The sequence below is a fragment of the Pseudomonas sp. MPR-R2A5 genome, assembly GCF_058793055.1.
Genome location: NZ_JBXAFK010000001.1, coordinates 154,902 through 181,070 on the forward strand (window position 1 = coordinate 154,902; position 26,169 = coordinate 181,070).

Sequence of the window (26,169 nt, forward strand, 5' to 3'; positions counted from 1 at the left end):
CCCACAGGGTTATTCGGCGAAGGTCATGCCGTGTTTTTCCTTGGTCGCCTTCACCGCTTCGAGCACCGCCAACAGGCAATCGTCACGATAGCGTTCCAGCGCCGAAATGCTGTGTTTGCCCAATTGGTCGCTGGTGCCCTCGACCACGTCGTCGATCAGCTTGTCGGTCAGCTCCGGTGCTGGCAGGTAGGTCCACGGCAACTGCAACGCCGGACCGAACTGCGCCATGAAGTGCCGCATGCCCGCATCACCGCCTGCCAGGGTATAGGTGAGGAAGGTGCCCATGAACGACCAGCGCAACCCGGCGCCAAAGCGAATGGCGTCGTCGATTTCGCCGGTGGTCGCCACGCCGTCATTGACCAGGTGCAGCGCCTCGCGCCACAGCGCTTCGAGCAAGCGGTCGGCGATAAAACCGGGGACTTCCTTGCGCACATGCAGCGGGCGCATACCGAGGGCTTCATACACCTTGATCGCGGCCTGGATCGCTTCCGGCGCGGTGTGCTTGCCGCCCACCACTTCCACCAGCGGCAACAGATAGACCGGGTTGAAAGGGTGGCCGACGACACAGCGTTCCGGGTGAGTCGAACCCTCGTAGAACTCGCTCGGCAACAGCCCGGAGGTACTCGAGCCGATCAGTGCATTGGGCTTGGCCGCTGCGCTGATCTTGCTGTGCAATTGCAGTTTCAGCTCCAGGCGTTCCGGGGCGCTTTCCTGGATGAAGTCGGCGTCTTTCACGCATTCTTCAATGGTGGCCACAAAGCGCAGGCGGTCTTGCGATGCGCCGGGTGCGAGGCCCTGTTTTTCCAGGGCGCCCCAGGCATTGGCGACGCGTTTGCGCAGCGCCGCTTCGGCACCCGGCGCGGGGTCCCAGGCGACCACATCGAGGCCATGCGCCAGGGCGCGGGACACCCAGCCGCTGCCGATGACACCGCTGCCGAGGGCGGCGAAGGTTTTGATTTCTGTAATAAAGCGCATGGCAAATTCCTAAAGCGTTCAGTGATCCCTTGCGGGAGGGGGCTTGCCCCCGATTACGGTGTGTCAGCCAATAGATCCTTCAACTGACACACCTCTATCGGGGGCAAGCCCCCTCCCACATTTTTTGATTAGCGGCGTTTGGTGAGGCCCATTTTTATGCGGCCTTCGGCCGGGGTCATGACCCGCGCGCCCAGGCGGCTGAGGATTTCACTGGCGCGTTCCACCAGTTGGCCGTTGGTGGCGAGTACGCCCTTGTCCAGCCACAGGTTGTCTTCCAGGCCCACACGCACGTTGCCACCCAGCAGTACGGCCTGGGCCGCCATCGGCATCTGCATGCGGCCGATCCCGAACCCTGCCCACACCGCGTCGGCAGGCAGGTTGTCGACCATGGCTTTCATGGTGGTGGTGTCGGCCGGCGCGCCCCACGGGATGCCCAGGCACAGCTGGAACAGCGGGTTGTCGAGCAGGCCCTCCTTGATCATCTGCTTGGCGAACCACAGGTGGCCGGTGTCGAAGATTTCCAGCTCGGCTTTTACCCCCAGCTCCTGGATGCGTTTGGCGCCAGCGCGCAGTTGGGCCGGAGTGGACACATAAATGGTGTCGCCATCGCCGAAGTTCAGGGTGCCGCAATCGAGGGTGCAGATTTCAGGCAGCAGTTCTTCCACATGAGCCAGGCGGGTCAGCGGGCCGACCAGGTCGGTATTGGGGCCGAATTCCATCGGGTTCTCGCCGCCGCCGATCTCCAGGTCGCCACCCATGCCAGCGGTGAGGTTGACGATGATGTCGATGTCAGCCTCACGAATGCGCTCCATCACTTCGCGGTACAGGGCGACGTCGCGGCTGAACTTACCGGTTTCGGGGTCGCGGACATGGCAGTGCACCACGGTGGCGCCGGCTTTGGCGGCTTCCACGGCGGCGGCGGCAATTTGCTTGGGAGTGACCGGCACGTGAGGGCTTTTGGCGGTCGTGTCGCCAGCACCGGTGAGTGCGCAGGTGATGATGACGTCGTGGTTCATGAGGCGGGTTCCTTACAGGCGTGTGATTTCAAGGCGTAAGACGCCGTTCGCGGCCAGGGATGACCGCGACGCGGGGAGTCCAAAAAGGTTATTTGCTGGTCAATTGCAGGTTGGCGGCGGCCGGTTTGCCGTCGAAGGTGGTCACGCCTTCAAGCCAGCGCTGCTGGTCCTGCGGGTGATCCTTGAGCCACTGTTTGGCGGACTCCAGAGCGTCCTTGTGATCCAGCAGCGGCTGCATCATCCGGCTCTCGTCGGCGGCGGTGAAGGTCAGGTTGCTCAGCAGCTTGTGCACGTTGGGGCACTGCTCGGCATAGGTCGGCGAGGTGACGGTCCAGACGGTGGCCATGCCTTCGTTCGGGCCCAGGGCGTCCTCGCTGCCGGTCAGGTAGGTCATTGCCACGTTGACGTTCATCGGGTGCGGCGCCCAGCCGAAGAACACCACGGCTTCCTTGCGGCGCACGGCGCGGTCCACGGCGGCGAGCATGCCGGCTTCGCTGGACTCTACCAACTGGAACTTGCCCAGGCCGAACTGGTTCTTGGCGATCATCGCCTTGATCTGGGTATTGGCGCCCGAGCCAGGTTCGATGCCGTAGATCTTGCCACCCAGTTCTTTCTCGAACTTGGCGATATCGGCGAAGGTTTTCAGGCCCTTGTCCGCCAGGTAAGTCGGCACGGCGAGGGTGGCGCGGGCATCTTCCAGGCTCGGTTTGTCGAGGACCTTGACCTGCTTGGCGTTGACGAACGGTGTGATGGTCTGGGTCATCAGCGGGTTCCAGTAGCCGAGAAACAGGTCCAGGCGCTGGTCGCGGATGCCGGCGAAGATGATTTGCTGGGAGGCGCTGGTTTGCTTGGTCTTATAGCCGAGGCCGTCGAGCAATACCTGGGTCATGGCGCTGGTGGCGATGACATCGGTCCAGTTCACCACGCCCATGCGCACGTTCTGGCAGGATGCCGCGTCGGCGGCCAAGACATTGGTGCTCAAGAGGGCGCTGGCACTGAGTGCGAGTACGCAACGGCTGATCAGTCGATTCATGGTGGATCCCTCGGCAGGTCGTTATTGTGGGGGCCGGCGTCTTTGTGCGCCGTGGGATCACGTTACGCAGCTTGGAGGGCGGCAAAACGCACGGCGGCGACTCACTCTTGCACTGCAGCGACCTGCCCCCTTGAATCCACCCGAGAACGGGAGTATCACAGTGCCACGCTGCCCGTCCGACGAGAGCGCCACCATGTCCCAGGATTTCTACTTTTTGCTGATGCCGGGCTTTTCGGCCATCGGTTTTATTTCGGCGCTTGAACCGTTGCGCGTGGCCAACCGCTTTCGTGGCGAGTTGTACCGCTGGCACGTATTGAGCGCCGATGGCGGCGCGGTGCTGGCGAGCAATGGCATGTCGGTCAACGCCGACGCCGCGCTGGAACCGTTGAAGAAGGGCGCCACCTTGATGGTGGTCGCCGGCTTCGAACCGCTCCAGTTCGCCACGCCCGCCCTGGAGCACTGGCTGCGCCGCCTCGACCACGACGGCGTCACCCTTGGCGCCATCGACACCGGCGCCTGTGTTCTCGCCGAGGCGGGCCTGCTCGACGGCCATCGCCTGACCCTGCACTGGGAAGCCATTGATGCCTTCAAGGAATCGTATCCGCACCTGAGCGTGACCCAGGAGCTGTTCGAGATCGACCGACGCCGCATCACCTGCGCCGGCGGCACCGCATCCATCGACCTGATGCTCGACCTGATCGCCCAGGCCCACGGCCCGGACCTGGCCATCCAGGTCTCCGAACAATTCGTGCTCGGGCGCATTCGCCCACGCAAAGACCACCAGCGCATGCAGATCGCCACGCGCTACGGCATCAACAACAAGAAGCTGGTGCATGTGATCGGCGAGATGGAGCAGCACACCGAGCCGCCCCTGAGTACCTTGGCCCTGGCTGACACGATCAAGGTCACCCGGCGCCAGTTGGAACGCTTGTTTCGCCTGCATTTGAACGACACGCCGAGCAACTTCTACCTGGGCCTGCGCCTGGAAAAAGCCCGGCAGTTGCTGCGCCAGAGCGACATGAGCGTGCTGGAGGTGAGCATTGCCTGCGGGTTTGAGTCGCCGTCGTATTTCACCAGGAGTTATCGGGCCAGGTTTGCCAAGTGTCCGAGGGAGGATCGGCGACGGGAGGTGGTTTGACGGGCAATTATAGTCAATTATACTCGTTACTATAATTTATAGTCCTTTACATAATTGAGTATAAAACCATGCCCAAGCACAGCGGCTTTGTGTTTCGCCGCCCCACCCTGGCACGCAGTATTGCCGATGGCCTGGTGGGGGCCGGTATTCAGGATTTCACCTCTGGCCTGTTTCTCGCGGCGCCCCGTCGCACCGGCAAAAGCACCTTTCTGCGCGAAGACTTGATTCCGGAATGTCAGCTCCGGGGCTGGCTGACGGTGTATGTGGATCTCTGGGCTGACAAAGAGAAAGATCCTGCAGAGTTGATTGCCAGTGCTATTGCGGCTGCTCTGGTTCCCTATGAAAAGGGCATTCGCAAACTGGCCAAGAACATCGGCATCGAGAAACTGAGCTTTCTGCGTACGCTCTCCTGGGATTTTACCAAGCCACAATTGCCTGTCGGGGCGACGCTGACCCAAGCGTTGGAATTGCTCCACAGCGCTGCTGAAAAACCCGTTGTGCTGGTGATTGACGAAGCGCAGCACGCATTAACCACCGAGTCGGGTATCAATGCGATGTTCGCGTTGAAGGCTGCCCGGGATCAGCTCAACCAAGGCCGTGACGAGGAAGGCAGCGGCTTGCGCCTGGTGTTTACCGGCTCCAACCGCGACAAGCTGGCTCACTTGGTGCTCGGCAAAAGCCAGCCGTTCTTCGGCTCCAGCATCACGCCGTTCCCCTTGCTCGGCAAAGAGTTCACCCAGGCGTACACCGTGCACCTCAACGCTCATTTGGCGCAAACCAATCAGTTCAACCCTGCCGACATTGATGAGGCGTTTGAGCTGGTAGGCCGGCGCCCCGAGATGTTGCGCACGATCATCGGTGAGGTCGCGTTGGAGTTAGGCGAGGCCAGTAACCTCGGCCAACTCCTGCACAGCCGCGCCGAGCTGTTGCGCGCGGGCGTATGGACCGAGTTCGAAAGCGCCTGGAACGCCCTGACCATCCCGCAGCGCGCCGTGCTGGAGGTGATGGTGGAGCGCTCCCAAAACAACGAACCCTTCGCGCCATTTACCGACAGCACCCTCACGGCTGTCAGCAAGGCGCTGGAAGATATGGGCAGCGACGTGGTACCGGGTACCCAGACCATCCAGGCCTGCATTGATGCCCTGCGCGACAAGGAACTGGTGTGGAAATCGAGCCGGGGCGGGTATGCCCTGGAAGACAAGACATTCGGCGACTGGCTGCGGCACAAGCGCCATGCCCCCCACTAAAGACAACACACATCCCATGTGGGAGGGGGCTTGCCCCCGATAGCGGTGGGTCAGCCAAAGCTGTATCAACTGACCGTCCGTCATCGGGGGCAAGCCCCCTCCCACATGGGGTGTTTGGTGTGGTTTATTTCTTCAGCAGTGCCGAACACGCCGTCTTGAAGGCCTCATGCTGATACTTGTTCAGTGTCGCCGGCAGGTCAAAGTTGTGCTTCTTGTTCTGCGCGTTGATGGTCTGTGGTGACAGCAGCGTCACCTCAACCCCCTCCAGCAGTTGAAACACCCCTTCAATCTTGAACGTGGTCGGGCCGCCGGCGAATTCGCCTTTCTTGCTGCGCTTCTTGATGGCGATGCGCTGGAGGGCGTTTTCCTGCACGAACGCCTTCACCTGGGCGGCGAAGGCTTTGACGTTGGCGGCTTCATCGTCGTCTTCAAGGGCGATTTTCTTGGTGGCCAGGGCGACGTGGGTCAGTGTCTGGTCGTCCAGGGAGGCAATGGCGAAGATCGCTTCGCTGCCTTTGATTTCGATGCCGCAGAGAGTCATGAGTAGCCTTGGTTCAAAGAGAGAGGCAGGGATTGTCGCTTATTCCTGCCCAATCGACTCCAGAAACTCCGACCGCTCATCACTCATCCGCGCCAGGCAATCATTCTGCGCAATTGCATATTCCTTGGTGCCTGTCACCGCCGGGAAGGTATCCACCGCGCAATCGGCGTCACGCAGCTTTTCCCACTTCTGCTGGGCGTCCTTCAGACGAGCGGTAATGTCGGCGAGCTGTGACTTGTTGCGGCCATAGGTCGAACCCATGCGCTCCAGCAGGACCTGGTAGTTATCCTTGAGCAATTGTTCTGCGGTGGTTTTGTTGTAGGTGGCGCATTCCAGGGTTTGCTTGTCGTTTTCGATGCCGTCGCACGGCGTGCTGTCGGTGTCTTCGGCGGCGTGGACGCCGGTTGCGATGAGTGCCAAAGCCAGGAAAATCGATTTCATTGCGCCGTCTCATATCAGTGGATGACCGAATTCTGGCTCAAGCGTAAGACAAAGAACAGCCGCCAGTCAGACACCTCTTAACAGCCTTTGTCGCGGATTGACGCTTTCGGCAATTCCCCTGTCGTTTTTGCACCCGGCTCAGGTTGCCCCTGGGCATATGCTGGCCCCAAAGCGCCGGCAGACGATTCGGCGCATGAATCGCCAATAAGGGGACGCCTGATGAGCCCAGCGCAATTGCACGCCGACAGCATCGTTATCGACGGGCTGATCATTGCCAAGTGGAACCGCGAGCTGTTCGAGGACATGCGCAAAGGTGGCCTGACCGCCGCCAACTGCACCGTGTCGGTGTGGGAAGGGTTCCAGGCCACGATCAACAACATCGTCGCCAGCCAGACCTTGATCCGCGAGAACAGCGACCTGGTGATCCCGGTGAAGACCACCGCCGACATCCGCAAGGCCAAGGAACAGGGCAAGACCGGCATCATCTTCGGCTTCCAGAACGCCCACGCGTTTGAAGACCAGCTCGGCTACGTCGAGATCTTCAAGCAGCTCGGCGTCGGTGTGGTGCAGATGTGCTACAACACCCAGAACCTGGTGGGCACCGGTTGCTACGAGCGCGACGGCGGCCTGTCGGGCTTCGGTCGCGAGATCGTCGCCGAGATGAACCGCGTCGGCATCATGTGCGACCTGTCCCACGTCGGCTCCAAGACCAGCGAAGAAGTCATCCTCGAATCGAAGAAACCGGTGTGCTACTCCCACTGCCTGCCATCGGGCCTTAAGGAGCACCCGCGCAACAAGTCCGATGAAGAGCTGAAGTTCATTGCCGACCACGGCGGTTTTGTCGGTGTGACCATGTTTGCGCCGTTCCTGGCCAAGGGCATCGATTCCACCATCGACGACTACGCCGAAGCCATTGAATACACCATGAACATCGTCGGCGAAGACGCCATCGGCATCGGCACCGACTTCACCCAGGGCCATGGCCAGGATTTCTTCGAAATGCTGACCCATGACAAGGGCTACGCCCGCCGCCTGACCAGCTTCGGCAAGATCATCAACCCGCTGGGCATCCGCACCGTGGGCGAGTTCCCCAACCTCACCGAGACCCTGCTCAAGCGCGGCCACTCTGAGCGTGTGGTGCGCAAGATCATGGGCGAGAACTGGGTCAACGTCTTGAAGGACGTTTGGGGCGAATAAGCCAAACACCCCCGGGCATACCACTACGAATTTTTCTGGAGTTAAGTTTCCATGGCCAAGATCGCCCCGCAATTGCCAATCGAAGTCGACAGCGAAACCGGTGTCTGGACTTCCGACGCCCTGCCGATGCTGTACGTACCGCGCCATTTCTTCGTCAACAACCACATGGGCATCGAAGAAGTGCTGGGCGCCGAAGCCTACGCCGAGATCCTCTACAAGGCCGGCTACAAGTCCGCCTGGCACTGGTGTGAAAAAGAAGCCGAATGCCACGGCCTGGAAGGCGTCGCGGTGTTCGAGCACTACATGAAACGCCTGTCGCAACGCGGCTGGGGCCTGTTCAAGATCCAGGACATCGACCTCGACAAAGGCACCGCCAGCGTCAAGCTGGAACACTCGGCGTTCGTCTACGTGTACGGCAAGGTCGGGCGCAAGGTCGACTACATGTTCACCGGCTGGTTTGCTGGCGCCATGGACCAGATCCTGCAAGCGCGTGGTAGCCAGATTCGCACCGTGGCCGAGCAAGTCTACGGAGGCTCCGAAGAGGGCCACGATGACGGCCTGTTCATCGTCAAGCCGTTGTAAGCCGAGGACCCTGCCATGGCTTTCGAAGCAATGTTCCAGCCGATCCAGATCGGCAAACTGACCATCCGCAACCGCGTGCTCAGTACCGCCCACGCCGAGGTGTATGCCACCGACGGCGGCATGACCACCGACCGCTATGTGAAGTACTACGAAGAGAAAGCCAAGGGCGGTATCGGCCTGGCGATCTGCGGCGGTTCCTCGGTGGTGGCCATCGACAGCCCCCAGGAATGGTGGAGTTCGGTGAACCTGTCCACCGACCGCATCATCCCGCACTTCCAGAACCTGGCCGACGCCATGCACAAGCATGGCGCCAAGATCATGATCCAGATTACCCACATGGGTCGCCGCTCGCGTTGGGACGGCTTTAACTGGCCAACCCTGATGTCGCCGTCCGGCGTGCGCGAGCCGGTGCATCGCGCCACCTGCAAGACCATCGAGCCGGAAGAAATCTGGCGCGTGATCGGCAACTACGCCAGCGCCGCCAAGCGCGCCAAGGCCGGTGGCCTGGACGGGGTGGAACTGTCCGCGGTGCACCAGCACATGATCGACCAGTTCTGGAGCCCACGGGTCAACAAGCGTACCGACGAGTGGGGCGGTACCTTCGAAGGCCGCATGAAGTTCGGCCTGGAAGTCTTGAAGGCCGTTCGCGCCGAGGTCGGTGACGACTTCTGCGTGGGCATGCGCCTGTGCGGTGACGAGTTCCACCCGGACGGCCTGTCCCACGAGGACATGAAGCAGATCGCCAAGTATTACGACGACACCGGCATGCTCGATTTCATCGGCGTGGTGGGCTCGGGTTGCGATACCCACAACACCCTGGCTAACGTGATCCCCAACATGAGTTATCCACCGGAGCCGTTCCTGCATTTGGCGGCCGGTATCAAGGAAGTGGTCAAGGTTCCGGTGCTGCACGCGCAGAACATCAAGGACCCGAACCAGGCCACGCGCATCCTCGAAGGCGGCTATGTGGACATGGTCGGCATGACCCGTGCGCACATCGCCGACCCGCACCTGATCGCCAAGATCAAGATGGGCCAGATCGACCAGATCAAACAGTGCGTCGGCGCCAACTATTGCATCGACCGCCAGTACCAGGGCCTGGATGTGCTGTGCATCCAGAACGCCGCGACGTCGCGTGAATACATGGGCGTGCCGCACATCATCGAGAAGTCCACCGGGCCCAAGCGCAAAGTCGTGGTGGTCGGTGCCGGCCCGGCCGGGATGGAGGCCGCGCGCGTGGCCGCCGAACGTGGCCACGACGTGACCCTGCTCGAGAAGAAAGAATTTATCGGCGGGCAAATCACCACCGCCTCCAAGGCTCCGCAGCGCGACCAGATCGCCGGTATCACCCGCTGGTTCCAACTGGAGCTGGCGCGTTTGAAAGTCGACCTGCGCCTGGGGGTTGCCGCTGACGCTGAAACCATTCTGGACCTGCGTCCGGACGTGGTCGTGCTGGCGGTCGGCGGGCATCCGAATCTCGAGCAAAACGAACACTGGGGCGCAGCCGAAGGCCTGGTGGTGAGCAGTTGGGACGTGCTCGACGGCAAGGTGGCGCCGGGCAAGAACGTGCTGGTGTACGACACCATCTGTGAGTTCACCGGCATGTCAGTGGCGGATTTCCTCGCGGACAAAGGCAGCCAGGTCGAGATCGTCACCGACGACATCAAACCCGGCGTGGCCATCGGCGGTACGTCGTTCCCGACCTACTACCGCAGCATGTACCCCAAGGAAGTGATCATGACCGGCGACATGATGCTGGAAAAGGTCTACCGCGAAGGCGACAAGCTGGTGGCGGTGCTGGAGAACGAATACACCGGCGCCAAGGAGGAGCGGGTGGTGGACCAGGTGGTGGTGGAGAACGGTGTCCGTCCGGACGAGGAAATCTACTACGCCCTCAAGCCAGGTTCGCGCAACAAGGGCCAGATCGACGTTGAAGCCCTGTTCGCGATCAAGCCACAGCCGTGCCTGAGCGAAACGGGCGATGGGTACTTGCTGTTCCGCATCGGTGACTGTGTGGCCCAGCGCAATACCCACGCTGCCATCTATGACGCCCTGCGCCTGTGCAAGGATTTCTAAGCCGGCCTTGAACCAATGTGTACTCGGTCCAAATGTGGGAGGGGGCTTGCCCCCGATGGCGGAGTGTCAGTTGATACAGCTGTTGCTGAACCACCGCTATCGGGGGCAAGCCCCCTCCCACATTCGGGCCGGTTTCACAGTAGACCTGTGTGGTCTGTGGGAGCTTCACCATGTTGAACACCTTGCTGCCTATTCTTTTGTTTGCCGCCCTGGGCCTCGCCGTCCTCGGCGCCCTGCGCCGGGTGAACATGTGGCGCCGTGGCCGCGCGTCCAAGGTCGACCTGCTGGGCGGCCTGCTGGCCATGCCCAAGCGCTACATGGTCGACCTGCACCACGTGGTTGCCCGCGACAAATACATCGCCAACACCCACGTCGCTACGGCGCTGGGCTTTGTGCTGTCGGCGCTGCTGGCGATCCTGGTGCATGGCTTTGGCCTGCACAATCGCATCCTCGGCTACGCCTTGCTGTTGGCCTCGGTGCTGATGTTTGTCGGCGCCACGTTCGTCTACCTGCGTCGGCGTAACCCACCGTCACGCCTGTCCAAGGGCCCGTGGATGCGCCTGCCGAAAAGCCTGATGGCGTTCTCGGTGAGCTTCTTCCTGGTGACCTTGCCGGTGGCCGGGATCCTGCCTGCCGACTTCGGCGGCTGGCTGCTGGCAGCGCTGCTCAGCGTTGGCGTGCTGTGGGGCGTGTCCGAGATGTTCTTCGGCATGACCTGGGGCGGCCCGATGAAACACGCCTTCGCCGGTGCCCTGCACCTGGCCTGGCACCGCCGCGCCGAGCGTTTTGGCGGTGGCCGATCCACAGGTTTGAAGCCGCTGGACCTGACCGACAAAAGCGCGCCACTGGGCGTGGAAAAACCCAAGGATTTCACCTGGAACCAACTGCTCGGCTTCGACGCCTGTGTGCAGTGCGGCAAGTGCGAAGCCGCGTGCCCGGCATTTGCCGCCGGCCAGCCGCTGAACCCGAAAAAGCTGATCCAGGACATGGTGGTCGGCCTCGCCGGCGGCACCGATGCCGCATTCGCCGGCAGCCCGTATCCCGGTAAGCCGATCGGCGAACACAGCGGTAATCCTCATCAACCGATCGTCAACGGCCTGGTGGACGCCGAGACCCTGTGGTCGTGCACCACCTGCCGCGCCTGCGTGGAAGAGTGCCCGATGATGATCGAGCACGTGGACGCCATCGTCGACATGCGCCGCCACCTCACTCTGGAAAAAGGCGCCACACCGAACAAGGGCGCCGAAGTCCTGGAGAACCTGATCGCCACCGACAACCCGGGCGGCTTTGCCCCGGGCGGGCGCCTGAACTGGGCGGCAGACTTGAACTTGCCGCTGTTCAGTGAAAAAGGCAGCGCCGATGTGCTGTTCTGGGTCGGCGACGGTGCCTTCGACATGCGCAACCAACGGACCTTGCGCGCCTTCGTCAAAGTGCTGAAAGCGGCCAAGGTCGACTTCGCCGTGCTTGGCCTCGAGGAGCGCGACAGTGGCGATGTGGCCCGTCGCCTGGGCGATGAAGCGACCTTCCAGCTGTTGGCCACACGCAATATCCAGACCTTGGCCAAGTACAGCTTCAAGCGCATCGTCACGTGCGACCCGCACAGTTTCCACGTGCTGAAAAACGAATACGGCGCCTTCAACGGTGACTATGTGGTGCAGCATCACAGCACTTACATGGCCGAACTGATCGGCGACGGCGCATTAAGTCTGGGCCAGCACAAGGGCAACAGCGTGACCTATCACGACCCTTGTTACCTCGGCCGCTACAACGGCGAATACGAAGCACCGCGCCAAGTGCTACGGGCGCTGGGGATCGAGGTCAAGGAAATGCAACGCTCGGGCTTCCGTTCACGCTGCTGCGGTGGCGGCGGCGGTGCGCCGATTACGGACATTCCCGGCAAGCAACGTATCCCGGATATGCGCATGGACGACATCCGTGAAACCGGCGCCGAGCTGGTGGCCGTGGGGTGCCCACAGTGCACCGCGATGCTCGAAGGCGTGGTCGAACCGCGCCCACTGATCAAGGACATCGCCGAGTTGGTGGCTGACGCCTTGCTCGAAGATGCCACGCCGGCCAAGGCTCCCATCCCGCGTGAACCTGCGGAGGTGCACTGATGAGCGACATTATCCGCCGCGACCCACGGGCCGAATGGATTGCCCGTAACCGTCTGCACCCGCTGCATGCGGCGATGCAGCCGCTGCAACACAGCTGGATGGGGCCCAACGGCGTCATTCGCAAGAACGTGCACGGTGTCGGTTTTATCGGCCCCAACGGCATCAAGCGCATCGACCGCAGCGGCGCCCAGCAGGGTGGTGCGACCAAGCGTACAGCCGCGGTAGAAGTGCAGTTGCCGTTGCACCAGGTGCCCAGCCCGGCGTTCTACATCAACGTCGTGCCGGACATGGTCGGCGGCCGCCTGAGCAGCCATGACCGAGACCTGCTCGGCCTGGCCCGGCAACTGGCCGGCAGCGACGGCGCGGTACTGGCGGTGGTGTTTGGCGAGCATAAGGAAAGCGCGTTTGCCACGGCCGGTGTCGATCGTCTGCTGGTGCTGGAAGGCCACGAGTTCGACGGTTACTCACCGGAGCAGCGCGTCCAGGGCCTGCGGGCCGTGGATCAGCAGTTCAACCCGCGCCACTGGTTGCTGCCCGACAGCCGCAGTGGTGGCGGCGAACTGGGTCGGCGTTTCGCCGCCAGCCTCAAGGAGCGCCCGGCCACGCGGGTGTGGCAGATCAAGGGGGAGGAATGCATCGGCCGCGCCGGTGCCGGCCAGCAAGACTTGGCTCGACCGCTGCCGCGCCTGATCCTGGCCGCCGCCGAGTGTGCCGACCCGGTCAGCGATACCCGTCACGAAGTGCTGCCGGTAGCGTTGTCCACAGCCCTGGCGCGCAGCCTGGCGCGTATCGAGGACCTCGGCGCAGTGGCGGTGGACCCGGCGGCGATTCCCATGGCCGAGGCCGAATTCATCTTCTCCGGCGGCAACGGGGTCAAGGACTGGGCACTCTTCCACCAGACCGCCGCCGCACTGGGCGCGACCGAAGGCGCCTCACGGGTAGCGGTGGATGACGGTTTCATGGCCCGCGACCGCCAGGTGGGCGCCAGCGGCACCTGGGTCACCGCACGGGTCTACGTGGCCGTGGGGATCTCCGGGGCGATCCAGCACCTGCAAGGTATCGGCGCCTGCGACAAAGTGGTGGCGATCAACCTCGACCCAGGCTGCGACATGATCAAGCGCGCCGACCTGTCGGTGATCGGCGAAAGCGCCGCGATACTGCAAGCCTTGATCGACGCGGTCCAGACATACCGCAGCGGCGCCAAGCGCGATGCGGCTTAAGGAAATGGCCATGACGACGAATGTAATCAGCCTGGTGTCCATCGGCGCCCACCCGACCTCCGGCCGGCCGCGCCGCGCCGAACAGGATGCACGCGCTGTGGAACTGGGTTTGCAACTGGCAGGGGATACGTTGCAGGTACTGCATGCCGGCAACATCGCCGAACCCACGTTGCGCAGCTACCTGGGCATGGGGTTGCCGCAACTGCAGGTCCTTGAGCAACCGCTGGGGGCCGACGTGTTGCCGGCGCTCAGCGACTACCTGCGCGACGCGGGGGCACACATCGTGCTGACCGGCAGCCAGGCGGAAACCGGCGAGGGTTCGGGCATGTTGCCGTTCCTGCTCGCCGAGCACCTGGGCTGGCCGTTGATTGTGGGGCTGGCGCAGGTGGAGTCCATCGATGCAGGCGTGGCCCATGTACTGCAAGCCTTGCCCCGTGGCCAACGCCGCCGCTTGAAAGTGCGCCTGCCGTTCCTGGCGACGGTGGATAACGCTGCGCCCAAACCTCGGCAAAGTGCCTACGGCCCTGCGCAACGCGGTGAGCTGGCGGCCCATGAGGTTGAGGTTCAAGAGGATGAGTTATTCGGCAGTGCGCTGCTGCAACCGGCCAAACCTCGGCCCAAGCGGCTCAAGGTGATCAAGGCCAAGAGCGGCGCCGACCGCATGAAGGCCGCCACGGCCAAGGCCAGCGGCGGCGGTGGGCAGGTGCTCAAGGGCGTAAGCGCCGAGGAAGGCGCCCAAGCCATTCTCAAGTTGCTGATCGAAGAAGGCGTGGTGCGTTAACGCATAAACACTGCAAAACAAATGTGGGAGGGGCTTGCCTCCCCTTTTATCTCAAACGACCGCACTTTTGTGGTGAGCGGGCTTGTTGTGGCAAGCCCCAATACCCGTCAGTTAAGCGCCTATCGCCTTCTGTAGGAGCGAGCTTGCTCGCGAAAAACGTCAACGATAACGCGTGTTTCCTGAATGAACACGGCGCCTGTGAGTTTTTCGCGAGCAAGCTCGCTCCTACAAAAAGCCTTAACTGACTGGCATTGGGGCAAGCCCGCTCGCCACAGGGGTTCCAGTTTGCTGCGCGACAGCGCTAAGTCGGGTATTCAGCGGGACCTCATCTCCATCAGACCATGAAATCAAGGCGATGCCTGTGCGGGTGCCGGCGCGGGTTTGGGCACTAGGTCTGGCAAGGCTGACGGCAATGGCGGCGGCGGCAATGCCTGCCAGGTGCCATCCGACGGCTGCATTGGCGCGGGCAACGCCGGGGTAGGGTCGCCCCCAGTGGGCTTGAGGATCATTTTCTCGGTGGTATCGCGCAGGATCATGCCCTCGGTCGAACTGCGTGCCTCCGTGCCGCTGTGGAAGGTGCTGATCTGGGAAATCGGCAGGTCCAGGTTGCGTTCGATCCTCGGCGTCAGCAGCAGGATGATCTCGGTTTTCTGCTGGGTGTTCTGGTTGCTGCCGAACAGTTTCTTGCCAATCCACGGGATCTGGCTCAACCACGGCAGCCCTGAGCCTTCGTCGATATCCGCCGTGCGGATCAGCCCCGAGACGATCTGGGTTTCATTGTTGCGCGCGGTCAACAAGGTCTTGGTCGCGCGGGAGCCCAGCTCGAAGGTGGCCGGCACATTGTCCGAGCCGGGAATGCGCTTGGTGATATGGCTCATTTCCACGTTCAATTCCAGGTTCACCTCGTCGCTCACGCTGATATTGGGCTTGACGTTGATCTGCAGCCCCACGTCCTGGTACGTCACCGACGACGTGGTGACCTGGTTGGCGGTGGTGGTGGTCACCACCGGGATCTTGTCGCCAATATTCACCTGGGCTTCTTCACGGTTGCGCACGCGGACCCTGGGGTTGGCCAGGGTCACCGTATTGCCGCTGCGTTGCAGCATGTTGATGCGCGCCGAGGTGCTGCCCGCGTCGAGCAGGATGTTGTCGCCGTTCACGCCGCGCAGTGCGCTGATCGGTGTGCCCGCCAGCCCACCGGGCAGGTTGCTGAAGTTGCCCAGCGACAGGCCGATACTTTCGGGGTAGACGATGCCCAGGTTCCGTTCGTCATTCAGGCTGACCTCCAGCACCTGGATATCGATGGTCACTTCCGACTGTGCGATATCAATGGCCTCCACCAGTTTTTCCACGGCGCTGAGGGTGTCGAGGCCATCGCGCACGATCACCGCGTTGAGGCGTTCGTCCACCAGTACTTCCTTGGGCTTGAGGACCTGCTTGATTTCGGCGCCGACGACCTTGGGGTCGCCATGGCTGAGGTAGAACGTGCGCACTGCCAGCTCACGGTATTCACGCTCTTTGTCCGCCCGCCGGGGATAGATGAGGATGGTGTTGGCGTTGAGGATTTTCTTGTCCAGGCCCTGGGTGGTCAGCAGCAGGTTAAGCGCGTCTTCGGCGGTAGTTCTGCTGGCGCTCATGCTTGCCGAGGCGCTGGGATTGACGTCCTTGTCGATGACGAAATTGACCCCGGACAGCCGCGCAATCGTTTCGAAAATCGTGCTCAGGCTCTGCGAGCTGAAGTCCAGGCTGAGCGGTTTGCGCATTGCGTCACTGAGGTCGGGGCTGAGGTAGTCGGCGCTGACCAGTTGGCGGGTGAGGGCACTGCGCAAATCGAGGGCGGCGCGGTAATTGGGTTTTTGCGCGATGACCTGGCGCACCAGATTCAATGCCTCCACGGGGCTCGATTGTTGCAGGGCATAGGCCCGCTCCAGCTGTGGCCGCAGTTGCTTCATCGCCTGGATGCTCTGGATTTCCTGGCGTGCGCCGAGGTTGCTGGGGTCGTACTTGAGGATGGTTTCCAGCGCGCGGATGGCGGCTGCATCATCGCCGCGCAGCAAGGCGGCACTTGCTTCCCGGCTGTATTGGGCGACCAGCAACTCCAATTTGCCGAATTGTGCCGTGCGCAACCGCACATCGTCAGGCGCCTCCTTGGCTTCGGCTTGCAGCACCTCGACCGAGCGCACGATGTCGCCCTGTTGGCGCAACGCGTCGCTCTGCTCGATGGCGCGCTGGGTTTCACAGGCCCCCAGCAGCGTCAGCGCCAGGCTCAGGGGAAATAACGTATGTCTCGCCATGATCCTGTCCTTCCCCGGTCAGTGTTTGTCCAGGCGCAAGGTGCTGGCATGCTTGAGCGGCATGAAGGTCAGCACCACGGCGGTGTCGGTGAGCTTATCCAGCCGGTACTGGGCATCGAGCATCTTGCCCGGCTCAATGTGCCCGGGCACCGCGCAGCGGTGGCACAGGGTGTACTGGCGGCCATTGCCGCGCAGCACCACGATCTTCGGCTGGTTTTCGTAGCGCCACTGCGCGCTCACGCTGAACGGCAACGGCGGTGGTTGGGGCGGCGAAGTGTCGACCGGTGTTGGCGGCGGTGGTGGCGTCCAGGTCTGGGCGGGAAACAGGTCGACCCCTTCAACCTCGTCCGGGGGGCCGGGGGCGACGGGGGCCGAGGGCGCTTCGACGGCCCGCGCGATCGCCGGCGTCGAGGCTGTCTCGGGGCTGTCTGCAGTGTCCTCCCAGAACAGCCAGGCGCAGCCGACCAGGGTCAGCAGCAACAGCACGCGCAAGTACAGCGGCAGTTTCATTCCACCACCCCCAGCACACTCAGCTTGAGGCTGATGTCCAGCAGGCCGTTGCTGATTGCCTTGCGCTCCAGGGTCACGCTTTCAATGCGCACGCCTGGCTCTTTAGCGATGTCGACCAAGGTACTGCGCAGCAGCAGGTAGGGGCCGGAGAGGGGGATCTCCAGGTCCAGGCGCTGCAACCCGGTGTCGCCGGGGGCGGAGTAGGCCAGGGTGGTCTGTTCGATGATGAAGCCGCGTTGAGTGACCAGGCCCAGCAGTTTTTCCAGGCGCGGGGCGAAGTCCTCAGCGCTGGGCAAGCGCTCAACCACGGCCGGCTCGGTGACCTGGACCTGCTCGGGGTGTGCGGCGATGCCAGCCTCCAAGGCCTGGCGACGCAGGCTGTCGGCCACGCCGGCCGGGTGAATCAGCGTGACCTCGATCACCAGCGTCGCGGCCATCACCCCCAGCGCCAACAGGCCCCAAAAGCCCAGGCGCTGTTGCGCTTGCATCAAGTGCCAACGCAGGCGCGGCCAGTGGCGGGTGAGCGCGTCCATGGCGGGCTACCTCGCGCCAACGCTGAGTTTGACCTGCACGGGGTGCTGTGGGTCAGTGGTTTTGCGCGCGCTTTGTTGCAGGTTCACCTGGACACCGGGTTGGGCCTTGAGCCGCTCGACAAAGCGAAACGCGTCACCCAGCCCTTTGGCTTCCAGGTCCAGGTGCAGCAACTGGGCCTGGGTGTTGACCTCTACGCGCGTCAAGGCGACCTCGCCGGACCAGGCCCGCGCCACGGCGTTCATCAGCGCAAAGGGTGTGCTGGACTGTTGGGTAAAGGCCGCCACCTGTTGTTTCTGCCGGGGCGACAGGCGAATAGCCGCCTGGATCAATTGCTCCTGGCGGCGGGTCAACTGGGTAAAGCGCTGCTCCAGGGCATCGGTCTGTTGCTGCTGTTGCGCCATGGCGTCCCATTGCTGCCATGCCTGGATGATCAGCAGGGTCGCCACCAGCCACAATGCCGCCACCAGCGGTCGATGGGTGGCGCTGGCCCGTTGGAAGTCGACGTGGGGGGCGTAGCCCTGTTGCCGGGCGCGAGCGAGGCGGGCAGTCAGCCGGGTAATCATGGTAACGGCGCTCCCAGCCACGGGTGCAGGGGGCCCAGCCAATGCTCGGTGGGGCTGTTGGCGACGACCCGGGTAGCGGGCGCCTGTCGCTGGGCCAGCAGGTCGGCGGTGAACAGGTTGTCGCTCAAGGTGCTGCCGGGCTGTGTCGATATCACGCACACTTGATCGGCACGACCCTGGTGCCGATAAAGGCAACTGAGGCTCTCGGCTTCCGGCACGGCCAGTACGCAATCAGCCGGCAATTGCCGCCAGTACTGCTGCGCCACCGCCGTCAGCAGCGGTGCGCAGGTCACCAGGGGCAACCGCTGCAGCTTGAACAGCTCGCGCAGGTCGTGCAGCAGGTCCCGTGGGGCGGCCACGGCCAGGCGCTCATCGCCGAACGCACCAGCGGCGACCTGCACCTGCCAGCGCTCAGGGTCGATGCCGGCCTGTTGGTTGAAGGTGGCCTCGGCGAAACCTTGCCAGTCGCCTGCGCTGTACAGGCCGGTTTGCCACGGCAGCATCAGGTAGTGCACGTGGGGAAACCCCAGCAGCACCTTGGCCCGATCAAGCAAGCGCACGCGGCCGCGAGGGGCCTGTGCCAACAGTTCGGCGCAGGCGCCCAGGGGGGCGCCGGCCTGCTGGGCACCCCACACCTTCGCATTGCGCCCGCGGGCGCGCGCGGCCCAGGCGACACCGGTACTGTGCAGCCACACCACGTGCTCAATAAAGGGAAATGACACGGTGCAGCTCCTTGAGCGTGGTGTCGCCCTGGGCCGCGTGGGCCAGGGCGATATCGCGGATGAACACGTGGCCGGCTTCGCGCGCCAGTTCGCGCAGGGTTGACGCCGAGCTGCGATGGAGCAGGCCCTCCTTGATGCTGTCGGTGACGCTCAGCACCTCCGCCAGGGCGAGCCGGCCGCGATAACCGGTATGGCGACAGGCCTCGCAGCCTTTGCCTTCGCGGTAATGGCCTTGCCTGAGCTGGGTTTCGGGCAGCTGGGCCAGGCGCGCGAGGTCCGCGTCGGGCTCCGCGTCCACGCCGCAGTCCGGGCAAATGCGCCGCACCAGGCGTTGGGCAACCACGCCATTGAGGGCTTCGACGAAACTGGCCGGGTCCACGTCCATATAGGTAAAACGCTCCAGCACGCTGAAGGCGCTGTTGGCATGCACCGACGACAGCACCAGGTGCCCGGTCAACGCCGCCTGCACGGCAATGCCCGCTGTTTCACCGTCGCGGATTTCCCCCACCAGGATGGTGTCCGGGTCATGGCGCAGGATCGAGCGCAGGCCACGGGCGAACGTCAGCCCCTTCTTGTCGTTCACCGGGATTTGCAGTACGCCGGGCAGTTCGTATTCCACCGGGTCTTCGATGGTGATGATTTTTTTCTCGCCGGTATTGGTCTCCGACAAGGCGGCGTAGAGCGTGGTGGATTTGCCGCTGCCGGTGGGCCCGGTCACCAGCAGCATCCCATAAGGCTCGCTGGCCAACACACGGATGCGCGTTATGGTATCGGCGTTCAAACCCAGGGTTTCCAGGCTCAGGGACTCGCCGCGCTGGGATTTGTCGAGGATCCGCAGCACCGCATCTTCACCGTGGATGCTGGGCATGATCGACACGCGAAAATCCACTTCGCGCCCCTGGATTTTCATCTTGAAACGCCCGTCCTGGGGCACCCGCCGCTCGCCGATATCCAGCTCCGACAACACCTTGATCCGCGACAGCGCCTGTTCTGCCATGTCCATCCCGCTGGCCTGGCCCATCTGCTGCAACACGCCGTCGATGCGGTACTTGATCACCAGGCCCTGGGGCGTGCTTTCCACATGGATATCGCTGGCGCGGCTTTGCAGTGCATCGAACAGCATGGAGTTGACCAGGCGCACCACCGGGTTGTCGTCGCGGGCGATGCTGCTCAGGGAAATTTCCTGGGCGGCTTGGCTGACCCGGACGTTTTCGTCGTCCTCGCCAAAGGGTTGCATGACCCGCTGGCTCGCTTCGGCCAGGCTCAATTGGGCCTTGACCGCATCGGGCAGGCTCATGGCCAGGGGCAAGGCACGCAGGCTTTGGGTGGATTGAATCCAGTGGCGATCACGCAGGGTGAAAGGCTCTCCGAGTACCAGGCAGGGCCGGCCCTGATAGTCCACGGGCAGCACGTTGTGGATCAGTGCCTGGGGCAGCGCCAGCAGGTCGAAGCGCCAGTGCTCGGCGAGGTGTGCGGGCTCGATGGGGATCAGGCCCAGGGTGGTGGCGATCATGGGCAACTGGTCGGGCACGGTGTGCAGCACTTCGCGCAGGTAATCGGCCAGGGACAGGCCCCGTTGCGCCGCGAGTGCTTGCCATTGCCGTGTCTGTTCGCTCATCGCGCTACCCCTGGATGGAACCCGCCAACTCGAAAATCGGCATGTACAACATGAACACGATCAAGCCGATCAGCCCGCCCACCACCAGCATCAGCAGGGGCTCGAAGACTTTGCTGAACAGCTCGATGGCGCGTTCCAGCGCTTCATCGTGGAACTGCGCGATACGCTCGCACATGGCCGCCAGCTCGCCGCTCTGCTCACCCACGCGCAACAGGCGCTCGGCGACGGCGGTGGTCAGTTGGTGGCGGGCCAGCGAAGTGGACAGGGGCTGGCCGGCCTGGATATCGGTCAGGGCCTGGTGCAGGTCGGCTTGACGCTCGACGGGCAGCAGCGCGCCGGACAATTGCACGGCCGTGACCACTGGCATCCCACCCATCAGCAGCATGCCGGCGGTGCGATAAAACCGCGCGAGCACGAACAACGTGCGCTGGGCGCCCAGGCTGGGGATTTTCCAGAACAGGCTGGCGGCGCGACGTTTGAAACCGGCACTGCGAAACAGCAACGCCAGCCCGGCAATCGCCAGCACCACGCCAAGCAGCAGCTCCATGCCGCGCGCCTCCACCAACGCGCCCCACCACACCATGAAGCGTGCCGTCGCTGGCAGGTCGGCGACCGCGTCGAACACCGAGGCAAAACGCGGGATCACGAAGAACAGCAGGAACAGCAGGATCAACGCGCCCACGCTGAGCACCACCAAGGGGTACATCAGGGCGCCGCTGACGCGTTTTTTCACGGTTTCCAGGTGCGCCTCGAAATGGTGGTAGCGGCGCAGGGCGACGGCCAACTGGCCGCTGTGTTCCGAGGACGCCACGGTGGCGATCAACAGCGAAGGAAAGGTCTGTGGCTTGAGCTGCATCGCCTTGGACAGCGAGTTGCCTTCGTACATGGACGTGAGCAGATCGCTCATGACCTGCCGGTTGATGCCCTGGGGGGCTTTGTCGCGCAGGGTTTCCACGGCTTCCACCAGCACCAGGCCGGCATCGAGCAGCACCACCAGTTCCTGGATAAACAGGCCCAGGGCGAACCGGGTGCGGCGGCTGGGCAGCTTGAGTGGGCGGCGGGCTTTCAATGAAATGACCTGGGCGCCGTCGGCCTGCAGTTGCTGGCGTGCCTGGGCGATATCGAGGGCTTGCAGGCGCAGGGACTGCAAATGGCCGTTGCGGATGATGCGCGCGTCGATGTCGATCATGGTGATTGCCTGGCCAGTTGCTGGCGTTGCTGCAACAACTCGGAGTAGTAGCGCCATACCGCCAGGGCATAGCGTGAACGCTGCGCTTGTCGATCCGCCTTGGCCCCCGCGTTATAGGCGCCGATTGCCTGCCAGCCGTAACCCTGCTAGCGGATAAAACCGGCAAGGATCCATGCGCCGACCATCACACTGGTGCAGGGCTGGGTGAGCAGGTGCTGTTCGGAGATGCCGAATCGAGCCAGTGCGGGCAAGTGGCGGCTGTTGATTTGCATCAGGCCGATGTCCTGGCTGCCGTCGCTGTTGATATTGCGCGCGCTGGGGTTGAGGCCGGATTCGACCTTGGCGATGGCGTACAGCAAGAGGGGGTCGACGTGGTAGCGGCTGGCTGCCAGCTGCCAGCAGTCGGCCTCGGCGACGCCGGAAAGGCACAGCAACGTCAGGGCGATTCGTAGTGTGTGCATGGTGGGTCACAAGCCGTACACGATGTCGGCGTAGGTGTTCACGCCACCGGCCTTGCCGTCGCGCCCCAAGGAGATGATTTCTGCATCGTTGGGTGGTGTACCGGGATTCTTGTAGAGATAAGGGTTGCCCCAGGGGTCTGGCGGCAACACTTTCAAATAGGGGCCTTGCCAATTGTTCGCGTTGGCGGGGCGTGTAGTGAGCGCATTCAAGCCGAGTGTTTCGTCCGGGTAATTGCCGTTGTCCAGGCGGTACTGGTTCAGGGCATCGGCGAGGGACTTCATTTGGCCTTGGGCGGTCTGGACCTTGGCCAGTTCCAGGCGATCAAACATCTTCGGGCCGACGTAGCCGGCAAGCAGGGCGATGATCAGCAGGACGACCAGCAACTCCAGCAACGTGAAGCCGCGAGCGGGGCTGTGGATAAAGGTGCGAGTGCGCATGGAGAGATACCCTGTTGGGAGTGCCAAGGTACGGCGGTTGTGTGTAACTCTCCCGGCCCGCTGTTTGGCGGGCACCGCCGGTAGGACTTCATATGTTCTATAACGCTGGGTCTTGTGACACTTAGTCTCTTCGCGGTTTTTGCATGGGTTCAATTATAGCGTTGATAAATATAGGGGGACGGGGATTTGGCTATAACCTTTGGCTCTTATATTGGGCCGGTGAATGAATAACGCCTATAAAAACGCCGCATAAGGTATGCGGCGCTGAATGTATCAAGCAGGCGGCTTAATGGTTATAGCTTGTCCCAAGCGTTTACCCAATTGCCATTTGCGTGCCCCGGTTCATACGCTGGAAGTGAGCACCAACCGGTTGCCGGCCAAGGTTTGCATTCATAGTTGCTGCCATTATGGGACACCTTGTCTCCGGCCTTGTAATTGGTCCCCGGCACATACGCAGGGTATTCCCCTCCACCGCTGCCGGGGTTGACCGTAACCGTAGTCGTTGCTCGGTCATTTTTATAGTTGCTGCCGTCATATACCGTCAGGCTGATATTGACGGTGGTGGTTTTATCTACCGTTGGCGCAGTGAACGTGGCTGTCGATTCATGAAAGTTACCGCCGAGGAAGTCGTTGTCCCACTGCCACCGGATTGGACCGTTGTTGTAAAACTTGGAGTTTCTGCCGTTCATGGTGAACGTGTCACCTGATTTAACGGGCGCGTGGGAGTCGATCACGGCTTCAGGTGCGCGTGGATCGATCGGCTTTTCGCCGCCTGGGATAATGGCCATCGCCTTGGAGTAACCCTTGGCCGTTGTGAACACAGAGTTGACGCTCGGATCCGTTGGGTTGAACACGATGTTACTACCCTGTTTTTCCCCAACTTTGGCGATGCTTGGATTGATTTGGTCCGCCAACTGCCGGCCCCATATTTTGGGGTCCAGGTTGCTTGGGGTAATGGGGAGGGTGATGTCTACGACTTCTTTGGCTTGCGGTGTGTTGTCCAGGATACGGAAGTGCACGGAATCACCGGCTTTGAGCTCGTTCATGACAGCATCGATGAATTGACCCAGATCCACCCATGGTGCCGGGACTCCACCCCCTGCAATGTTGATATCGCTGCAGTTATAGAAACCCTCGCCTGCCGGATCGATACGCTGCCACTGAACGAACAGGGTCGCTTTGCCTATTTGCCCCGAGGGGATAGGTACCGGGAACTTGAAATACCCGGAGGAAGGTAGCGCAGGAGGATTGCTGCCCCAGTTGGTTTGGGCCGTGGGCAGTTGTTCGGTGTGAATAAGGACCAAGTCATTCCAGGTCAACGGTGATCGGGTCGGGTCAAAACCAGGTCTTGTCAGGAACACTTTCGCAAAGCTGGGAACGTGCGGCGCTGTACCGATGATGCGAACGTCGATCATGCCATTGGAGGGAACGACGTCGGTCCGATACCAATCATCTGACACAATGTTCAGGCCGTCTTTTTTTATATCTGCCGCCGCGCAAAGCGTGCCGTCTGGCACTTCTCTTTTAACCGTTTCCGGATCGTTATAACCGGGCTCCTTGATCAAATGCGCCACTTCGTTCCACTGCTGGCCTGGATACTGACCACTTTTCTTGGCTAAGGCAGCGCAACCGGCATCGCTGGGGTTGCCCGACCAGAAATCCGGGAGCGTTCTGCAGTAGACCTGGCGTGATATGGGCTGATCCACCGCGCCATGTGCCCAACTCAAGGCCGGCGCCAGACACAGCGCCGCCAATGTCCATGTGCAAAGTCTTTTCGCGTAGTTATTCATGTTCGAATCCACCTTCAATTCAGATAAACAAGTTCCGAACTGCTGGAACGATCAGTTGTGTGAGTGCATTGGCATCATCGGGTCGTCTGATCTCCCATGGGAGTGGTGCGGGTTGCGGGTTTACTCTGTCCAGGACCGTACAGAAACACCCACCCTTGATAACTACCTTGCCCTGTAAAACTCTGATCCTTGACTGAAAAATTACCTTGTTTGAACGGCGTGCCGTTGGCCTTGCTGAACACCCCCATGATGGTTTCGCCCGGCCCCGCCACCACGCCCCATTCGGTGCTGCCGCTCAGCGGGTCGGCATAGACCCGGCGCAGGTAGCGCTTGACGGTCGGTTGGCGGCGGTCGAGCACCAGGTCATCGAGGGATTTCGGAAAGGTGTGGCCGGCGCTGTAATACAGGCCGATCGCGCGGCGGATTTCATTCCCCCGCGCCAGCAGCTCCAGCTCGCGCTCACGCTGCAACACGCTGGCCGTGAGCGTGCCCACTTCCATCAGCATCACGGCCACCACCGCTACCGTCACCAACATGCCCATGAACACCGAACCGTGTTGACGCTGTTTACCAATCCGCATAGGCGCTCCCGTCATTTGCATTGCCGGGGGCGCCACTGCGCACATCGCCCAGGCCTTGTTCGTCGGAAGGTTGCAATTGCCAGGTATCGCGCTTGCCGGTCAGCGGGTCGAGGGGGATTTCGCGCAGGTAGCGGCGGTCCACCAGGGCTTGCAGGGACTCGGGATTGGCACCGTGGTCTTCGCGGTATTGGTCGAGCGCCTGGCGGATGGAAGACAGGTTATGGCGCAGCACGGTTTCCTGGGCCTTGGCGTGCTGGCGAAAGTACTGGGGGGTCACCAGGGTCATAAGGGTGGCGATAATGGCCATGACCACCAGCAGTTCAATCAGGGTAAAACCCCGATTACCACTGGCTGTATAACGTTCCATTCAAACTCTCCCGTGTGCTGCGGGATGAAACGTCAAAGACATCTTTCCCCTCTTGTGGGTTATCGGCGCTGCTCTGGTAGCTGCGCAGTTGCCAGGTTTGGGCAGGCGACAGTTCGGGACACTCGCAGACGGGGTCGCGGGGAATGCGGCGCAGGAAGAAGAGTTTCTTGCCTTTGAGGTCGGTCTGGTCGGTGACCCCCTCGACCAAGGCTTGCAAGGTGGGTGGATAGCCGCTGTCGCCGATACTTTTTTGAATACGGCCGTCGTCGGCGGCCTCTTTGTAGGAATCAATCGCGCGGCGTATTTCCCGCAACGACCGTTGCAAGTCCAGTTCTCGATCGCGTTTACCCATCAACGCCGTCAGCGGATAAGCCACTGTCGACAGCGTGGCCAGCAAGGCCAGCGTCAGTAGCAATTCAATCAGCGTAAAACCTTTAGCGCAGTGATGGCTGGGAGGCCCCTGCCACATCACTGTTCAACCTCCCTCTAACCCGCCAAGGACTTCAGCACTAACCCAGGCCAATGGACGTAACTGCAAGGGTGAGTGTAGATGAAGTTTTAAACAGAGTGTTTTTTGTACAACTGGCGGATAAACGGTGGTTACCCACAATGGCTGTGCACGTGGCTGTGGATAAGGTGTTCGCGGTTGTCCACAGGCCACGTAAAGTCACGCCTGTAGCGCGCTGTATGAAAAGTGATCACCCTAAGTGACGGTTTTTACGGGGATTTTAGTGTGGATAA

General features: G+C 62.1%; 25 protein-coding genes and 1 pseudogene. 8 read left to right on the forward strand and 18 right to left on the reverse strand.

Going from position 1 to position 26,169, the window contains the following annotated elements; translation table 11 throughout:
• Nucleotides 1–9: 9 nt before the first annotated feature.
• The 3 genes from AC1Q6I_RS00750 to AC1Q6I_RS00760 form a co-directional block, all read right to left on the reverse strand.
• Nucleotides 10–975, reverse strand: a complete 966-nt coding sequence (locus tag AC1Q6I_RS00750; RefSeq protein ID WP_069077111.1) for an L-carnitine dehydrogenase — start codon at nucleotides 973–975, stop codon at nucleotides 10–12.
• 128 nt (nucleotides 976–1,103) lie between these two features.
• On the reverse strand, nucleotides 1,104–1,991 hold the full coding sequence (cdhC, locus tag AC1Q6I_RS00755; protein ID WP_024077816.1) for a 3-dehydrocarnitine:acetyl-CoA trimethylamine transferase CdhC: 888 nt from the start codon (nucleotides 1,989–1,991) through the stop codon (nucleotides 1,104–1,106).
• An 88-nt stretch (nucleotides 1,992–2,079) separates the two neighbouring features.
• Nucleotides 2,080–3,024 (reverse strand): choline ABC transporter substrate-binding protein, encoded by a 945-nt coding sequence (locus AC1Q6I_RS00760; protein ID WP_024077815.1) that lies wholly within the window; start codon nucleotides 3,022–3,024, stop codon nucleotides 2,080–2,082.
• Between the two features lie 193 nt (nucleotides 3,025–3,217).
• On the opposite strand from AC1Q6I_RS00760, the gene AC1Q6I_RS00765 reads away from it, so the two are divergent.
• Both AC1Q6I_RS00765 and AC1Q6I_RS00770 read left to right on the forward strand, forming a co-directional pair.
• Complete coding sequence (locus AC1Q6I_RS00765) at nucleotides 3,218–4,162, forward strand: GlxA family transcriptional regulator (protein ID WP_024077814.1); 945 nt, start codon at nucleotides 3,218–3,220, stop codon at nucleotides 4,160–4,162.
• 68 nt (nucleotides 4,163–4,230) lie between these two features.
• Nucleotides 4,231–5,409 (forward strand): AAA family ATPase, encoded by a 1,179-nt coding sequence (locus tag AC1Q6I_RS00770; RefSeq protein ID WP_024077813.1) that lies wholly within the window; start codon nucleotides 4,231–4,233, stop codon nucleotides 5,407–5,409.
• A gap of 124 nt (nucleotides 5,410–5,533) precedes the next feature.
• On the opposite strand, the gene AC1Q6I_RS00775 is transcribed toward AC1Q6I_RS00770, so the two are convergent.
• A complete protein-coding gene (locus AC1Q6I_RS00775) occupies nucleotides 5,534–5,950 on the reverse strand; it encodes a DUF3010 family protein (RefSeq protein WP_024077812.1) in 417 nt (138 codons plus the stop codon).
• Nucleotides 5,951–5,989: 39 nt separating this feature from the next.
• Nucleotides 5,990–6,391, reverse strand: coding sequence for a lysozyme inhibitor LprI family protein (locus AC1Q6I_RS00780; RefSeq protein WP_069077113.1), 402 nt, complete (start codon nucleotides 6,389–6,391; stop codon nucleotides 5,990–5,992).
• 219 nt (nucleotides 6,392–6,610) lie between these two features.
• Between AC1Q6I_RS00780 and AC1Q6I_RS00785 the strand changes: the two genes are divergently transcribed.
• The 6 genes from AC1Q6I_RS00785 (at nucleotide 6,611) to etfB (ending at nucleotide 14,361) form a co-directional block, all read left to right on the forward strand.
• A complete protein-coding gene (locus tag AC1Q6I_RS00785) occupies nucleotides 6,611–7,588 on the forward strand; it encodes a dipeptidase (protein ID WP_024077810.1) in 978 nt (325 codons plus the stop codon).
• A 51-nt stretch (nucleotides 7,589–7,639) separates the two neighbouring features.
• Nucleotides 7,640–8,170 carry a 4-vinyl reductase gene (locus tag AC1Q6I_RS00790; RefSeq protein WP_024077809.1) on the forward strand — a complete coding sequence of 177 codons (531 nt, stop codon included), beginning with the start codon at nucleotides 7,640–7,642 and terminating at the stop codon, nucleotides 8,168–8,170.
• Between the two features lie 15 nt (nucleotides 8,171–8,185).
• The gene (gene dgcA, locus AC1Q6I_RS00795; protein WP_102625682.1) at nucleotides 8,186–10,246 is read left to right on the forward strand and encodes a dimethylglycine demethylation protein DgcA; all 2,061 of its coding nucleotides are present in this window, start codon (nucleotides 8,186–8,188) and stop codon (nucleotides 10,244–10,246) included.
• Between the two features lie 170 nt (nucleotides 10,247–10,416).
• Nucleotides 10,417–12,360: a dimethylglycine demethylation protein DgcB gene (dgcB, locus tag AC1Q6I_RS00800; protein ID WP_024077807.1), complete on the forward strand. Its 1,944-nt coding sequence runs from the start codon at nucleotides 10,417–10,419 to the stop codon at nucleotides 12,358–12,360.
• On the forward strand, nucleotides 12,360–13,580 hold the full coding sequence (gene etfA, locus AC1Q6I_RS00805; protein ID WP_102625683.1) for an electron transfer flavoprotein subunit alpha: 1,221 nt from the start codon (nucleotides 12,360–12,362) through the stop codon (nucleotides 13,578–13,580). The genes dgcB and etfA overlap by 1 nt, the downstream gene beginning before the upstream one ends.
• A gap of 10 nt (nucleotides 13,581–13,590) precedes the next feature.
• On the forward strand, nucleotides 13,591–14,361 hold the full coding sequence (gene etfB / locus AC1Q6I_RS00810) for an electron transfer flavoprotein subunit beta (RefSeq protein WP_024077805.1): 771 nt from the start codon (nucleotides 13,591–13,593) through the stop codon (nucleotides 14,359–14,361).
• Nucleotides 14,362–14,708: 347 nt separating this feature from the next.
• Here etfB and AC1Q6I_RS00815 read toward each other — a convergent pair whose 3' ends face one another.
• The 13 genes and pseudogenes from AC1Q6I_RS00815 to AC1Q6I_RS00875 all read right to left on the reverse strand — a co-directional run bounded on the left by AC1Q6I_RS00815 (nucleotide 14,709) and on the right by AC1Q6I_RS00875 (nucleotide 25,897).
• A complete protein-coding gene (locus tag AC1Q6I_RS00815; protein WP_102625785.1) occupies nucleotides 14,709–16,655 on the reverse strand; it encodes a secretin GspD/PilQ domain-containing protein in 1,947 nt (648 codons plus the stop codon).
• Nucleotides 16,656–16,673: 18 nt separating this feature from the next.
• The gene (locus tag AC1Q6I_RS00820; protein WP_069077115.1) at nucleotides 16,674–17,165 is read right to left on the reverse strand and encodes a hypothetical protein; all 492 of its coding nucleotides are present in this window, start codon (nucleotides 17,163–17,165) and stop codon (nucleotides 16,674–16,676) included.
• Nucleotides 17,162–17,698 carry a hypothetical protein gene (locus tag AC1Q6I_RS00825; RefSeq protein WP_069077116.1) on the reverse strand — a complete coding sequence of 179 codons (537 nt, stop codon included), beginning with the start codon at nucleotides 17,696–17,698 and terminating at the stop codon, nucleotides 17,162–17,164. Before AC1Q6I_RS00825 ends, AC1Q6I_RS00820 begins: the two co-directional genes overlap by 4 nt.
• A 6-nt stretch (nucleotides 17,699–17,704) precedes the next feature.
• The gene (locus tag AC1Q6I_RS00830) at nucleotides 17,705–18,262 is read right to left on the reverse strand and encodes a hypothetical protein (protein ID WP_069077117.1); all 558 of its coding nucleotides are present in this window, start codon (nucleotides 18,260–18,262) and stop codon (nucleotides 17,705–17,707) included.
• Entirely contained in the window at nucleotides 18,259–18,984 is a 726-nt protein-coding gene (locus AC1Q6I_RS00835) for a hypothetical protein (protein ID WP_024077799.1), read from the reverse strand. The genes AC1Q6I_RS00830 and AC1Q6I_RS00835 overlap by 4 nt, the downstream gene beginning before the upstream one ends.
• Nucleotides 18,965–20,602, reverse strand: coding sequence for a GspE/PulE family protein (locus AC1Q6I_RS00840; RefSeq protein WP_024077798.1), 1,638 nt, complete (start codon nucleotides 20,600–20,602; stop codon nucleotides 18,965–18,967). The genes AC1Q6I_RS00835 and AC1Q6I_RS00840 overlap by 20 nt, the downstream gene beginning before the upstream one ends.
• 4 nt (nucleotides 20,603–20,606) lie before the next feature.
• Entirely contained in the window at nucleotides 20,607–21,791 is a 1,185-nt protein-coding gene (locus tag AC1Q6I_RS00845) for a type II secretion system F family protein (RefSeq protein WP_102625028.1), read from the reverse strand.
• Nucleotides 21,788–22,252 (reverse strand): annotated as a pseudogene (locus AC1Q6I_RS00850) (transglycosylase SLT domain-containing protein). Before AC1Q6I_RS00850 ends, AC1Q6I_RS00845 begins: the two are co-directional and overlap by 4 nt.
• Nucleotides 22,253–22,258: 6 nt before the next feature.
• Nucleotides 22,259–22,690, reverse strand: coding sequence for a type II secretion system major pseudopilin GspG (gspG, locus tag AC1Q6I_RS00855; RefSeq protein ID WP_069077120.1), 432 nt, complete (start codon nucleotides 22,688–22,690; stop codon nucleotides 22,259–22,261).
• 293 nt (nucleotides 22,691–22,983) lie between these two features.
• Nucleotides 22,984–24,480 carry a lytic polysaccharide monooxygenase gene (locus AC1Q6I_RS00860; RefSeq protein WP_024077794.1) on the reverse strand — a complete coding sequence of 499 codons (1,497 nt, stop codon included), beginning with the start codon at nucleotides 24,478–24,480 and terminating at the stop codon, nucleotides 22,984–22,986.
• Nucleotides 24,481–24,554: 74 nt separating this feature from the next.
• The gene (locus AC1Q6I_RS00865; protein ID WP_173903798.1) at nucleotides 24,555–25,061 is read right to left on the reverse strand and encodes a type II secretion system protein; all 507 of its coding nucleotides are present in this window, start codon (nucleotides 25,059–25,061) and stop codon (nucleotides 24,555–24,557) included.
• Nucleotides 25,048–25,428 (reverse strand): type II secretion system protein, encoded by a 381-nt coding sequence (locus AC1Q6I_RS00870; RefSeq protein WP_024077792.1) that lies wholly within the window; start codon nucleotides 25,426–25,428, stop codon nucleotides 25,048–25,050. The genes AC1Q6I_RS00865 and AC1Q6I_RS00870 overlap by 14 nt, the downstream gene beginning before the upstream one ends.
• Entirely contained in the window at nucleotides 25,403–25,897 is a 495-nt protein-coding gene (locus tag AC1Q6I_RS00875; protein WP_069077121.1) for a type II secretion system protein, read from the reverse strand. The genes AC1Q6I_RS00870 and AC1Q6I_RS00875 overlap by 26 nt, the downstream gene beginning before the upstream one ends.
• Between the last annotated feature and the right edge of the window lie 272 nt (nucleotides 25,898–26,169).

What these genes read in the sequence shown, in the direction of transcription:
- etfB (WP_024077805.1), top strand. Translation starts at nt 13,591, where the DNA reads ATGACGACGAATGTAATCAGCCTGGTGTCCATCGGCGCCCACCCGACC.
- cdhC (WP_024077816.1), bottom strand. Translation starts at nt 1,991, where the DNA reads ATGAACCACGACGTCATCATCACCTGCGCACTCACCGGTGCTGGCGAC.
- dgcB (WP_024077807.1), top strand. Translation starts at nt 10,417, where the DNA reads ATGTTGAACACCTTGCTGCCTATTCTTTTGTTTGCCGCCCTGGGCCTC.
- AC1Q6I_RS00765 (WP_024077814.1), top strand. Translation starts at nt 3,218, where the DNA reads ATGTCCCAGGATTTCTACTTTTTGCTGATGCCGGGCTTTTCGGCCATC.
- gspG (WP_069077120.1), bottom strand. Translation starts at nt 22,690, where the DNA reads ATGCGCACTCGCACCTTTATCCACAGCCCCGCTCGCGGCTTCACGTTG.
- AC1Q6I_RS00870 (WP_024077792.1), bottom strand. Translation starts at nt 25,428, where the DNA reads ATGGAACGTTATACAGCCAGTGGTAATCGGGGTTTTACCCTGATTGAA.
- AC1Q6I_RS00750 (WP_069077111.1), bottom strand. Translation starts at nt 975, where the DNA reads ATGCGCTTTATTACAGAAATCAAAACCTTCGCCGCCCTCGGCAGCGGT.
- AC1Q6I_RS00860 (WP_024077794.1), bottom strand. Translation starts at nt 24,480, where the DNA reads ATGAATAACTACGCGAAAAGACTTTGCACATGGACATTGGCGGCGCTG.
- AC1Q6I_RS00770 (WP_024077813.1), top strand. Translation starts at nt 4,231, where the DNA reads ATGCCCAAGCACAGCGGCTTTGTGTTTCGCCGCCCCACCCTGGCACGC.
- AC1Q6I_RS00815 (WP_102625785.1), bottom strand. Translation starts at nt 16,655, where the DNA reads ATGGCGAGACATACGTTATTTCCCCTGAGCCTGGCGCTGACGCTGCTG.
- AC1Q6I_RS00865 (WP_173903798.1), bottom strand. Translation starts at nt 25,061, where the DNA reads ATGCGGATTGGTAAACAGCGTCAACACGGTTCGGTGTTCATGGGCATG.
- etfA (WP_102625683.1), top strand. Translation starts at nt 12,360, where the DNA reads ATGAGCGACATTATCCGCCGCGACCCACGGGCCGAATGGATTGCCCGT.
- AC1Q6I_RS00840 (WP_024077798.1), bottom strand. Translation starts at nt 20,602, where the DNA reads ATGAGCGAACAGACACGGCAATGGCAAGCACTCGCGGCGCAACGGGGC.
- AC1Q6I_RS00760 (WP_024077815.1), bottom strand. Translation starts at nt 3,024, where the DNA reads ATGAATCGACTGATCAGCCGTTGCGTACTCGCACTCAGTGCCAGCGCC.
- AC1Q6I_RS00790 (WP_024077809.1), top strand. Translation starts at nt 7,640, where the DNA reads ATGGCCAAGATCGCCCCGCAATTGCCAATCGAAGTCGACAGCGAAACC.
- AC1Q6I_RS00775 (WP_024077812.1), bottom strand. Translation starts at nt 5,950, where the DNA reads ATGACTCTCTGCGGCATCGAAATCAAAGGCAGCGAAGCGATCTTCGCC.
- AC1Q6I_RS00780 (WP_069077113.1), bottom strand. Translation starts at nt 6,391, where the DNA reads ATGAAATCGATTTTCCTGGCTTTGGCACTCATCGCAACCGGCGTCCAC.
- AC1Q6I_RS00820 (WP_069077115.1), bottom strand. Translation starts at nt 17,165, where the DNA reads ATGAAACTGCCGCTGTACTTGCGCGTGCTGTTGCTGCTGACCCTGGTC.
- AC1Q6I_RS00875 (WP_069077121.1), bottom strand. Translation starts at nt 25,897, where the DNA reads ATGTGGCAGGGGCCTCCCAGCCATCACTGCGCTAAAGGTTTTACGCTG.
- AC1Q6I_RS00785 (WP_024077810.1), top strand. Translation starts at nt 6,611, where the DNA reads ATGAGCCCAGCGCAATTGCACGCCGACAGCATCGTTATCGACGGGCTG.
- AC1Q6I_RS00825 (WP_069077116.1), bottom strand. Translation starts at nt 17,698, where the DNA reads ATGGACGCGCTCACCCGCCACTGGCCGCGCCTGCGTTGGCACTTGATG.
- AC1Q6I_RS00830 (WP_069077117.1), bottom strand. Translation starts at nt 18,262, where the DNA reads ATGATTACCCGGCTGACTGCCCGCCTCGCTCGCGCCCGGCAACAGGGC.
- dgcA (WP_102625682.1), top strand. Translation starts at nt 8,186, where the DNA reads ATGGCTTTCGAAGCAATGTTCCAGCCGATCCAGATCGGCAAACTGACC.
- AC1Q6I_RS00845 (WP_102625028.1), bottom strand. Translation starts at nt 21,791, where the DNA reads ATGATCGACATCGACGCGCGCATCATCCGCAACGGCCATTTGCAGTCC.